The organism is Actinoplanes sp. NPDC049668 (assembly GCF_044465445.1).
GTDB lineage: Bacteria > Actinomycetota > Actinomycetes > Mycobacteriales > Micromonosporaceae > Actinoplanes.
On record NZ_JBITLR010000002.1, the window covers coordinates 313,220 to 324,174 of the forward strand.

Here is a 10,955-nt window from a genome sequence, read left to right on the forward strand (position 1 = left end):
ACAGCGTCAACGCAGGCGGCCGGCCTCCGCCGCAGGCAAATGGCTTCAGCCGCCGATGGCGATCGGGCTCGACCTGGTCCATTCATACATTCGCCGGTCGCGGTGATACTCAAGTAGGTCTATGCGCCGCAGCGACAGCGTCACGGGCTCCGCTCCGGTCTGGCGGAGACGGTCGACGATCGGCTCCGCGGGCTGCGCGCGGTTCGAGTACGCGATGCTGACATGCGGCCGGAAACTCGCTGACTGGTTCAGGCGTTCGCGGCCCAGCACCGACGCGACGGCCTTGCCTATCGCGCGCCGAACCTGGTCGATCCCCTTCGCCGGCTCCGCGGGCAGATAGATGGCCTCCGACCTGACGACCGGCCGGTGGAAGGTGACCGTCGGCGCGTCGACGTCGGCCAGCAGTTCACCGGCTGCCTTCCGGAGTCGTTCGGCGCTCGACTCGTCGATGGAATCCATGGATCCGATCTCCTGCGTGGTCAGGTGCAACCAGCGCTGCGGGATCAGGTCGAGACCATCCATGTCGGACAGGGACCGCTGATACGTAGCCACCAGATCATGGATGGCCGGCTGATCGGTGAAGGTGAAGTGGCAGGCATAGAAGTGCCTGCCGTTCCGCCACCCGGGCCGCCACCACCAGTGATCCTGCAACTGATCAACGTGCTTGATGGCTCCCAACGCCAGCTCCTCGTCAGACATCGATCCGAGTCGGCCGTCGCCGCTGGTGATCAGTGTGCCGTACCCGATACCCGTGCCCAATCACCCGCTCCGGGCTTCGCCGTGGGCGGCAACGGCACCGTCGACGCAGGCGCCGGATTGCGGCCGGCCGCTGCCGTGACCGCAAGCAAGCGTCGGTGGACGCGCCGCTCCTACCGACACGCCCTGCTCGCCCACGATCGAGTGCGGAGGCGGCGGGTTGCCGGCCGTGAGATGAGAGATCCGCAGCCCGTCGCCTCCCCGACCGGAGGAGGCGCAAAGCGATGCGAAGTCGGCACATCCGGCGAGGCAGCGTGCAGTGGTGAGCGCCCCGGCTCTCGCGGTGGGCGACCGCGTCACGGTCCGGATCCGCGACCGTGATCCGATCGAGCTCACCGTCCACCGCCACGCCGTGATCCCCGACGTCGCGTTCGGCCCCGGCGGTGACCGGTCCGTCGTCGGGCATCCGCCCGCCGCCCGCCGGTATGGGCCCTACCCCGCGGACCGCCTGGCCCGGGGGTAGGTGGTCGGCCCGGCTCCCCGGCTGCGAGCAGCTACGGTTAGTAATCGATTCGCTTCGCGACATGCGCGCTCACGCCCATGGTCGGCAACCGACTGACCTGACCATGAGACGGCTCAACGGGCGACTGGGGCAGCTCGGATCGGCCGAACGCAGGTACTCGGGTCACGACTACTACCCGTAATATTCGCGCGGAGCTTGGCCCCTCGGCCTCGGCTGCCAATCGCTCTCCGCTGCTTCGCGGCACTGCAGGCGCACCTGATGGCCGAAAGGACGGTTCGAAGATTGCTGCGGCGCATCACACGGTGGCTGACCCGACCATGGGCGACAGGCGCTGCCGCCCTCTTGTCGATGGTCGTGCTCTTGTCGGTGCGCTGGAACACCGCGCATCTCGTTGTCCTGCAGGACCATCCGCTGCCGTCATTGATTTTCTGGCCCGCGGTGTGGGTGCTGCTCGGCTCGGCCGTGACACTGCTGATCCCGTCCAGCCGCCGTAACCTCGCGGCCGCCGCTCTGGCCTTCGGGGCTGCCGGCTTCGCCGTGTTGTGCGGCGGCGTCGTCGCCCTGATCTTCGGGATCTTCCACGACTCGTCGCCGAGTGGCGAGTTGGTCGATCATGCGTCTTCCGCCGACGGCCGGTACGAGGTCCGGGTCCTGCACTGGCAATCCGTGCTGGGCGAGGACGGCTGGGACGTCGCCATTCAGCGCCGAGACGGCCTCCGCTTCGTTGAAGCAAACGCCGGTTGTCTCTTTTCGGAGGAATCCGGGGATTACCACTCGATCGAGTCGGTCGAGGCCGGCTCGGTACGCATCATTACCGACGAAGGCCCCATCTCGATAGCCTTCAACCCGACGACCATGCAAATCACGAAGCGTATCCCCGCAGATCTCTGCCAGGGATATATGTGATCGACAACGGCGCTGAGCCGCACAGACACCATTCATCGATGATGGTCGCTGGCGGCTATTCGTCTACGTCTGACGGCCTGGATACGGCTTGATCTTGGCGCAGGAATCTCGGGGCGCAGCCGACCGTCAAGGTGCTCAAACCTGCCACTCACGGTGAATGCCGCATGCCGTCAGGAGCGCCGCAAAGCCGACGGCACACGCAGGATCGTCTCGCGCGGTCTGGTTGCCTCCGGTGCGCGATGGGTCGCGGAGCCGAACTGGGCAACCCGGAGTCGCCTGGGCCAAAGGGCGGAGCACTGGCCGCCGGAGGCAAGATCGTGCGACATCGTCGTCAGCCACCTGTTGCGAGTCGCGGCTGTAGGAAATTCACGAGCTCCAACACGTTGGGAGGAACGGACGTCCCGTGTAGAGCCGCCTGTTTCATCTGCTTGAGGGATGTTGCAGGCTGGGTGTCCGGTAGTGAGCTGCGGTAGGGACAGGACGGAGATGTCAATGCGGTGGCGTGGTTGGTCGTGGTTGCGACGGCTCGGCGGCCTCCTGGTGGTAGCCGGACTACTGGTGCTGGCCGTTGGGCTACCCCTTCGCGCCTGGGGAGAGACCGGGGAGGAGTTCAACCGGTGGGTGGGTTGGGCGAACATTCTCGCTCTGAGTTTGGGTGCCATTGGCCTGCTACTGACGTTCATCGATAGACGCCGACAGGCTGGTGACGTTTCAGGTGATTGGCTGGCCCGGGCAGCCGATGAGTTGAACAGTCAGGTTCTGGGCCGGGAGAGTCTGGCGTTGAAGCGCCTTTTAGACACGGGCCGGGCTGGATCGGTGGCGGCCAATATCGGGTTCGCTGAGCGGTTGTTGGTCTTCGCCCAGCCCGGCACCGGCCGGTCGGGTCTGTTGGATGGGGTGGGCCCGTTCTACCGCCAGCACGCGGATGGGGGCCGGTTGGTGATCCTGGGTGAGCCGGGGTCGGGTAAGACGGTGTTGGCACTGCAGTTGCTGGTGCAGCAGGCAGAGGCGCGCCAGAACGTCGCGGATGCGAACGGGCGTGCGGTCCAGCCGGTGCCGGTAAGGGCAAGCCTGCCGACATGGAACACCGACGTGCCGTTCGCAGACTGGCTTGGCCGGCGGCTCGTGGCCGACTACGGGATGCGCGACCAGGATGCAGCGGCGCTGGCGAGTAACCGCCGGGTGCTGCCCGTGCTGGACGGATTGGACGAAATGGACCCGCCGGGCCAGCCACCGCATCGAGCGAAGGCCGCGGTCGCCGCCTTGAATGAGTACGTTGCCGGCGAGAACGGCGCACCGCTCGTCCTCACCTGCCGCCACGACGAATACGTCGCGCTGGGACATCCGCTGCGACCCGCCACGGAGGTGGTCATCCAACCACTGAACGCGGATCAGATCCGCGACTACGCGCGCCGCGAGATCGGCCCCGGCGCCACCCTTGCCGAGTGGGATCATTGGGAGCAACTGCTGGACCGATTGGACGGCCCGGCTTATGCGGGCCTGCTGCAGGCGTTGGACACGCCTTGGCGACTGACTCTTGCTGTCAGCTACAGCCGCGGCGGTGGCGACCCGACCGCGCTGTTACGCACCCCGCAGGAGGGCGCCGGTAGCACGTCGGACGTCTACGCGGACCGGGTGGCCGATCTGCTACTGGGACAGTTCATCCCGGGCCGCGCCCAATCCGTCGGTAGTGGCCGCTACACCTCCGCCCAGGCGACCGGCTGGCTGCAAGCCGTAGCCGCTCACTTGGCCTGGCAGCAGGACAACGGAATGTCCGGCACCGATATCGTGCTGCACCAGTGGTGGTACATCGCCGGTCAGGAACGGGTACGCCGTTGGCACGCGCACCTCAACGCCGCCCTGACCTTCACCCTCGCCTTGCTCCTTGGGGTGGCCGTCAATGGCGGCAGCGTCACTGCCACAGCCGCGAACGTGCAGTATTACCTAAACGAATTTCCCGCCTTGCCGACTCAGTACCTAGTGGCTGGGATATCAATTGTTGGTGGCTTGTTCGTAGCCCCCGTCTTGGCGTGGCGAAGCGGTCGCAGTGGGGACGCGCAACCCACCGAGGTCAACTTGCAGCAGGTACGCACGTTCCATGGACGGCGCAATCTGTTACTCGGTTTCGCCATCGGCGTTCCAAATGTTTTCTTCGCATGGTTCGTAGCGTGGGTCTCGGGCGGGACGCCCGCGGAAGCAGTCGCGTTGGCGGTGGCATTTGGACTCGTGATCAGTCTATATATCGGGCTCGACCCGATCGGCGCGTCGGAACTCAACCCACGCGATCCACTACGAAACGATCTCGTCGTATGGCTCGCATTAGGGTTCGCGTTAGGGCTCGCATTAGGGCTCGCGTCCGTGTCGACTTCCCGGTTCGTCGCCGGGCTCGCTTTCGGGCTGTTGATAGGACTCTTGGGGAGCCTCGCGGGCAAGGCGTGGATGCGGTACATCATCGCTGTGACTCTCATGGGTCACGGCAGGGCTCAACCCTGGCGGTTCGGACGGTTCCTCACTTGGTGTAACCAGGCAGGCATCTTGCGTGAGGCGGGAAACGCCTACCAGTTTCGCCACGTCGAACTTCGCGACTGGCTTCGAGCCAAGTCGCGCGACCGGCCGGCCGGCTCATCCAATGAACCCTCATCGCTGAAGAGCTCCGACCCCCTCTCTACGGCCGGTGGTTAGCGCATTCGCCTCGGATGCTCCGTGCATCCGTTAGGACTTAGTTGTGGATTCCTTCGTCGACGAGCTGCGTCGGTTTCGCGTTTGGATCGACCGCGGTGCACCTGATGTCCTCGGACTCGGCCATGGACGCGAGTGGGAGTGCAACTACCCCCACTGGGATGAGCTCTGGGACGCGGCGCGCCGGCACATCGAAACCTCGGTGGAGTTGAGCGACCTCGAACGCCGCGAGCTGCTGTACGTCTTGGCCCGCGACAACGAAGACGAGGAGATAGCCGAGATGCTGAGCGCTTCGCCTCGGGTCGTCGAGCAACTGCTCCCGCTGGCTCTTGAGTATCCCGACCCGGACGCGCGGTGGCAGATCGCAATGATCCTTCCGGCGGCCTTGGGCGATCGAGCCATCGAACCCTTGAGGCAGCTTGCACAAGATGATGACGAGTATGTCCGAGGGCGAGCTCGGGCCGCCCTTTCCAGCCTGGATAGCGCGTGACCCATCGCCCGGTTCAAGGCCCGAGAGCCGGAGCCGCCCCGGGCGGCTGGTTCTGCTCGTGTTGCCACAGCACCCGCCGGGCTTCCTTCGTGCCCAGCAGCCGCAGACCCCGGCCGGCCCAGTCTCGCAGTGACTCGTCCTCGCTCTGCAACTGCGCGACCAGCAGATCAAACGCACGTGGTGAGCGGGCATCCCCGACGAGCTCCAGCAGCCAGCACCGCAGCCCGTGATCCGCCTCCCGCCCGAACTCGACGATCAGCTCGTCAACGTGCTCCCCGGCGATCTGCTGCAGCAAGCCAAAACCGTCCTCAGCCACCTGAGGATCCCGGCGGCGCATCAGCCGCAACGCCCGCTCGAACTCGCTCGCCACCACCGCAGGCTAACGGCATCACCGGCTCGGGCCGTTACGCTTTAAGATCGTCTAGGTCGGCCAGGGCTTCATCAAGTCCTGCCCAGGCCATTGGGATGCCATGGTCCGCGTTGGGTGGCCACGAGGGAAGTCACGCACCTGGACGAAGCCCCGGGCCGCGAGCGCGAGAACCGCTTCGCGAAGCCGGGGGCATCCCGTCGCGCAAGCCGGGGTCCAGGGGCGCTGGCCGCCGGAGGCCTTTCCGGGTCGTGGGGCCCGGAGGCCCTACCCACCGGAGGCAATGAAAATGGGTCCCGCAGCCAGCGCTCGGCGGTCAGAATGCGAGCAGCCGAGCAAGACAGCGGAACAGCCGTAACGACATGCAGCTACGGGACGCTGATAAGGAGAATCGGAGAGCCGATGGACGCCGAGACGGCCGTCCGGAACATCCGGATGCGATTGATCGACCAGCTCGTCGGCTACGAGGTGGGCTCCGACCAGTTGATCCGTGTCGGCCTCGACGCTCTGATGGCCGGCGTGGACTCGCCCTCCCTTTCCCTCCTGGCGGGCTTGAGCCGCCGCGAGGAGCCAGAAGCGCGCGGGCTGTTCGGCCGTGTCGTTGAGGAACTCGGCCTCGGTCCGCCCGATCTTCCAGAGGAGCCTGCGGCGCGGCAATGGACGCTCGTGCGCTGGTTTGCGGAGCTCATCGCCGACGGAGAGCTGAACCCAGCTGTCGGCGGCCAGCTCATCTGGTGGCACTGCGAACGCGTCCGCGAAGACCAGGTCCAGACACTCAGGCCACTCCTAGCGACGATCGCGCTCCACGACGATGACATCAGCTCGTGGGCGATCTGGGATACCGACTACATGGCCCGCAACCGCAAAAGCGGCGCCGCGGTCGTGCAGAGGGCCCGCGACTTCCTCGCTCAGGCCGGCCCGACGTAGGCGAGGCGGTACGCAACCGGAGCCCGACTTGATCCTTCGCGGATCCCTTCGATCCCGCGACGCCGCCGACTCGGCGATCCGCCTACACAGCCCACACTATGTAGTCGGTGGACTTGGCAGACGTCCGGATCGCGGCAGTTGGGGATCCTTCGGCAGGTGGCGCGGTTCAAAGGTTGGCCCGACAGGTTTGCCCGCGTGTTCCCGTTCGTCGAGGAACGCATCGATCGCCCGCCGGAACGCGCTCGGCTGCTCCACCCATGGGTAGTGCCCACACCGCTCGATCAGTTCGAGCCGGCCGGCCGGAAATCGAGCTGCGAGAGCTTTCACGGGCGCCACGCCGGTCAGGCAGTCTTCTGCCCCTGCGATGACCAGCACGGGCGCTGCGACCCGGCCGATCCGGGCGACAAGGTCGGCCGGGGGTTCAACGCTGAAGTACGCCTTGACGGCCGCCAGGTTCCACCTGCCGATCACCGAGTGGGCCTGCTCTGCCGAGCCCCAGACCGCGTATCCCATCGGCGTGACCCGTAGCTGCCAAGCGTTGAACGCGTCGTCATCGATCAAGTCCGGCCCTGCCTCCGAGGCTTGAACGGCTGCGGCGAACGCCGGCTCCCCACGATGGCGGGCGATCAGCTCATCCGTGTCGGACGGAGTGTCGACGAGGTAGCCGGCCGGAGGCGTGATCAGAACGATCCCGGCGATCCTGTCGGGGAACCGCGCCGCATAGGCGATGGCCAGACGCGTGCCGGCCGAGTGCCCGACGAGCACGGCACGATCGAGGCCGAGGTGCTCCCGTAGACGGTCGAGATCCTCGGCCTGACGCCAGAACGATCCCAGCTCGGCCCGGGAGGGTGCCGGTGAATGACCCACGCCGCGCAGATGAGGAATGATCAGTCGGAATCGGCTGCCAAGACCGGCAAAGTCGCCGAGGTAGCTTGGGTGCCTCGCAGCGCCACCAGCCAGCGCGATCACGGGAGGCGCATGACCACCGTGATCGGGACTGCTGTCGGCGTAGTGCAGTGGCGTTCCGTCGAACCCGGCGTAGAGCGGCACGTCGTCACTCTAGCCAGGCCGAATCGGCATCACTGAGCTGCACTTACGTCGGTGGTTGGTGGTCAACGTTGGTCACCCCCGGTCTACCTCGCACGACATGGAGACGGCATGGTCTTGGGGGTTCGGCATCGAGTCCCCCGTAACGCGGATCAGGAGTTGGCGGGCAGGTGGGAACCGCGAACACCTGACCTTGCGTTCGCGCAGCTCGTGGTCGCGGCTCGTCCGTACTATCCGCCGTTTACCTCTGTGGCCGGATGACCCTTGTCGCGGGCACGTAGCAGGCATGTGATCAGTCCTGGTCGATCACGCTCAGCGGCCGGAGCGGTTGAACGGTCGGCAGGTTCCAGACCAATCGCGATCACACTCGGACGCGCCCGGGGTCAAGCGGCCCTCTCAGGCAACGTCACCTTCTGCCCCCCTACTCGTTGTGTTCGCATGGCTTGCATCGCCACTCGTCTACCTCCGAAAGGGCTCCGGCCTTGGCACTTAAACAATGGATCGGCCGCATCGATCGGCGGATCAACTTCACAGCCTCGGTGGTTGGATTACTATTAGCAGGTGCGACTGCATATCACTTTTTCTGGCCAAATAATGAAATCGAAATCGAATTGCAAGACAACGAGATTGTTCCGCACTGCTTGACTCTGCATGGTTCTGCTCCCCACCGGGACGGCATGTCGATCATGGAAGCGCACCATTCCACTGCAAATCGGTATTACTTCAACCGCACGATCCGAACCAAGGGTGACGGGTTCTCGATGACTTCCAACATCGGCGGAGACTCCGCGACAGGACAATCGTACATTCTGGAAGTATTCTACGTCTCTGACGAAATGACGCGCTTCCTGCTTAGTCTTAACGGAGTGGGCGAAACAGGTGTCGGCGCGGGACAGGCGTTCGCAGGGAGTCTTCCGCCAGGCGCCGAGAACGTTGAGCGCCGTACCGTGCGCCGTAGCGAGAGGGTGGATCTGGCCGAGTGCTGAGGCGCCTGTAGCCGGGCCCGCAGCTGACTGATCTTAGTGTCCACCGCCGGGCTGCCACCGCTGGGACCAGCGCTGTAGTCGCGACTCGGGGTCCTCAACGCCGATAATGGCTGGTCGGCCGGCACACGGTTTAGGAATTGCCTGTGGTCCATGATCGACGTTGGCCCTACCTCGTACCCATGCAGGTCAGGCCCCTGAACGCGGTGTCCGATGGTGACCTCTGTTGACCGGCGATGACCTCCGCATCGGGCACGGATCGGGCACGGCGACATGCGCTTAATCTCACCGGTTGCCGCCCACATGAATTACTTGCCTAGGTGGCCCCAAATGGCGATGTCGAGGAAAATGCCGATCACCGTACCGAGCAACATCCCGATGCCAAACGGCCGGGTGTCGCGGACTGCGGCAAGAATCGCAGCGATCACCACCTCCATCATCACTAGGAACATCCCCAGGAGCATGGCCAAGAACACGGATTCCCTGACCGGTTGGGACCACTCATCCTCTTTCGCAAAGACCCACATGAGTGCGATCACCACCCCGGCATGGGGTAGGAAGCCGGTCGCAAAACCCCACATGCCTCGCCGTGATTTGGGCTGTCCGGGATAGGTCTCTCGACTCACGTCGCCCCGTGCCTCAGCGAAAGCTCGTTACCGACCGTTCGCCGCCCGCCATCCCATCGGCCTTCGTCCACACACCGTGGGGCGGACAGGGCCTGCCTGGGCAAGGTGGAGCACCCTACGTCTGACCGACCTTGACCAGGCAGGCCCTGTCTGCTCGGCTTCGCCTGGACGAAGGCCGGTGGGATGGCATCCACGATCCCAGAGTGCCCGAGCGCCCCGCCGGAGGCACGCTGTTTGCGCTGTGTCAGCGCAACGAGTAAGCCCGGGACTGCCAGGAGTGTCTCGGCAGTTCCGGGCTTATCTGTATGTGTCGCGCCTGCGGCCGGGCTGGAACCGCCGGGGTGCGCCCAGCGAAGCGCCCGGGCGCGGGGCCCCGAGCGGCGGGTCTCTAGCCCGGCCCGGCTTGGGCGGCGCGAGCGGCCCGTCAGGGCCGCCTTGAACCCGTAAAGAAACTCATCACAAGATTCGACCTGCTATCCGTGTCCTCCGTCGACCGATGTGCGACAGTCGTCCGCCACGTGATGTGCGACGGCCAAACGCGCCTTATCGGCGGCAGAACTGTGTTCAATCTTGCGATTCGGAGCGCCCATGCCGATTGATCGAGTGGTCAGGTCGCTCTCCGACCTCTTGCTCGTTCTTGGCGTACCTGTTCGAGCATGGCGGTGTCGGATTCGAGGTCTGGGTGGCCGACTTGGCGGTCGAGGTCGACGACTATTTCAAGCTCGTCGACTGCCTGGTCGAGGTTCCGTTCCGCGCGGTGGATCATCGCGACGTTGTACCGGGTGACGGCTTCGCCAGCGCGGTAGCCGACCTCCTGGAGGAGGGGCAGGGCCTGCTGGTAGTAGTCCAGGGCCTGCTGCCGGTCCCCGAGCCCGTCGTACACGAGGCCGATGTTGTTGAGGGTGGTGGCTTCGACGGCGCGGTCACCGACGTCCCGTGTGATGGGCAGGGCCTGCTGGTAGTAGTCCAGGGCCCGCTGCCGGTCCCCGAGGTTGTCGTACACGAGGCCCATGTTGGTGAGGGTGGTGGCTTCGCCGGCGCGGTCGCCGACCTCCCGCCGGAGGGGCAGGGCCTGCTGGTAGTAGTCCAGGGCCCGCTGCCGGTCCCCGAGGTTGTCGTACACGGCGCCGAGGTTGTGGAGGGTGGCGGCCTCACCGGCGCGGTCGCCGACCTCCCGCCGAAGAGGCAGGGCCTGCTGGTAGTAGTCCAGGGCCCGCTGCCGGTCCCCGAGGTTGTCGTACACGGCGCCGAGGTTGTGGAGGGTGGCGGCCTCACCGGCGCGGTCGCCGACCTCCCGCCGAAGAGGCAGGGCCTGCTGGAAGTAGTCCAGGGCCCGCTGCCGATTCCCGAGCCCGTTGTACACAGCGCCGATGTTGGCGACGGTGGCGGCCTCGTACCCGCGGTCGCCTGCCTCCCGGAACCGGTGCAGCGCCTGCTCGTAGTTGGCCAAAGCCTGCCCGGGCCGCCCGGTGGAGGATTGGGCCCAGCCCAGGTGGTACAAGGAGCCAGCATCCGGGCCGAGCGTCAGGGTCGCGGTCGCTATAGCCGCCACGTCGCGAACCGGGACCTGGGCAGCCACACCTCCGCCACTCGGCCCCCGACATCACGGGCGATCGCGGCCTCCCGGCCGACGGCCGCCAGCCGATGCACCTCCACCCATCGGACGACCGAGACCGCCGACTCATCGCGAACCAGTGGCTCCCGCCAGGCT

At 65.9% G+C, this 10,955-nt stretch carries 11 protein-coding genes; 6 read left to right on the forward strand and 5 right to left on the reverse strand.

Going from position 1 to position 10,955, the window contains the following annotated elements:
* Window positions 1–45: 45 nt before the first annotated feature.
* A complete protein-coding gene (locus ACIBSW_RS08490) occupies window positions 46–699 on the reverse strand; it encodes a 2'-5' RNA ligase family protein (protein WP_354722436.1) in 654 nt (217 codons plus the stop codon).
* 319 nt (window positions 700–1,018) lie between these two features.
* Here ACIBSW_RS08490 and ACIBSW_RS08495 point away from each other — a divergent pair, with 319 nt between their 5' ends.
* The 4 genes from ACIBSW_RS08495 (at window position 1,019) to ACIBSW_RS08510 (ending at window position 5,294) form a co-directional block, all read left to right on the forward strand.
* Window positions 1,019–1,219, forward strand: a complete 201-nt coding sequence (locus tag ACIBSW_RS08495) for a hypothetical protein (protein ID WP_354722437.1) — start codon at window positions 1,019–1,021, stop codon at window positions 1,217–1,219.
* Between the two features lie 348 nt (window positions 1,220–1,567).
* Window positions 1,568–2,125, forward strand: coding sequence for a hypothetical protein (locus ACIBSW_RS08500; RefSeq protein ID WP_354722438.1), 558 nt, complete (start codon window positions 1,568–1,570; stop codon window positions 2,123–2,125).
* 621 nt (window positions 2,126–2,746) lie between these two features.
* Window positions 2,747–4,807, forward strand: a complete 2,061-nt coding sequence (locus tag ACIBSW_RS08505) for an NACHT domain-containing protein (RefSeq protein ID WP_404799276.1) — start codon at window positions 2,747–2,749, stop codon at window positions 4,805–4,807.
* Window positions 4,808–4,850: 43 nt separating this feature from the next.
* Window positions 4,851–5,294: a HEAT repeat domain-containing protein gene (locus ACIBSW_RS08510; protein ID WP_354722440.1), complete on the forward strand. Its 444-nt coding sequence runs from the start codon at window positions 4,851–4,853 to the stop codon at window positions 5,292–5,294.
* Window positions 5,295–5,307: 13 nt separating this feature from the next.
* On the opposite strand, the gene ACIBSW_RS08515 is transcribed toward ACIBSW_RS08510, so the two are convergent.
* The gene (locus ACIBSW_RS08515; RefSeq protein WP_354722441.1) at window positions 5,308–5,667 is read right to left on the reverse strand and encodes a HEAT repeat domain-containing protein; all 360 of its coding nucleotides are present in this window, start codon (window positions 5,665–5,667) and stop codon (window positions 5,308–5,310) included.
* Window positions 5,668–6,063: 396 nt separating this feature from the next.
* On the opposite strand from ACIBSW_RS08515, the gene ACIBSW_RS08520 reads away from it, so the two are divergent.
* The gene (locus ACIBSW_RS08520; protein WP_354722442.1) at window positions 6,064–6,588 is read left to right on the forward strand and encodes a hypothetical protein; all 525 of its coding nucleotides are present in this window, start codon (window positions 6,064–6,066) and stop codon (window positions 6,586–6,588) included.
* A 96-nt stretch (window positions 6,589–6,684) separates the two neighbouring features.
* Here the strand turns inward: ACIBSW_RS08520 and ACIBSW_RS08525 are convergent, their stop codons facing one another.
* Window positions 6,685–7,638, reverse strand: a complete 954-nt coding sequence (locus ACIBSW_RS08525) for an alpha/beta hydrolase (RefSeq protein WP_354722443.1) — start codon at window positions 7,636–7,638, stop codon at window positions 6,685–6,687.
* A 479-nt stretch (window positions 7,639–8,117) separates the two neighbouring features.
* Here ACIBSW_RS08525 and ACIBSW_RS08530 point away from each other — a divergent pair, with 479 nt between their 5' ends.
* Window positions 8,118–8,621, forward strand: coding sequence for a hypothetical protein (locus ACIBSW_RS08530; protein WP_354722444.1), 504 nt, complete (start codon window positions 8,118–8,120; stop codon window positions 8,619–8,621).
* Window positions 8,622–8,926: 305 nt separating this feature from the next.
* Here ACIBSW_RS08530 and ACIBSW_RS08535 read toward each other — a convergent pair whose 3' ends face one another.
* Entirely contained in the window at window positions 8,927–9,160 is a 234-nt protein-coding gene (locus ACIBSW_RS08535; protein WP_354722445.1) for a hypothetical protein, read from the reverse strand.
* A gap of 691 nt (window positions 9,161–9,851) precedes the next feature.
* Window positions 9,852–10,823, reverse strand: a complete 972-nt coding sequence (locus tag ACIBSW_RS08540) for a tetratricopeptide repeat protein (RefSeq protein WP_404799277.1) — start codon at window positions 10,821–10,823, stop codon at window positions 9,852–9,854.
* Between the last annotated feature and the right edge of the window lie 132 nt (window positions 10,824–10,955).

What these genes read in the sequence shown, in the direction of transcription:
- ACIBSW_RS08490 (WP_354722436.1), bottom strand. Translation starts at nt 699, where the DNA reads ATGTCTGACGAGGAGCTGGCGTTGGGAGCCATCAAGCACGTTGATCAG.
- ACIBSW_RS08500 (WP_354722438.1), top strand. Translation starts at nt 1,568, where the DNA reads ATGGTCGTGCTCTTGTCGGTGCGCTGGAACACCGCGCATCTCGTTGTC.
- ACIBSW_RS08520 (WP_354722442.1), top strand. Translation starts at nt 6,064, where the DNA reads ATGGACGCCGAGACGGCCGTCCGGAACATCCGGATGCGATTGATCGAC.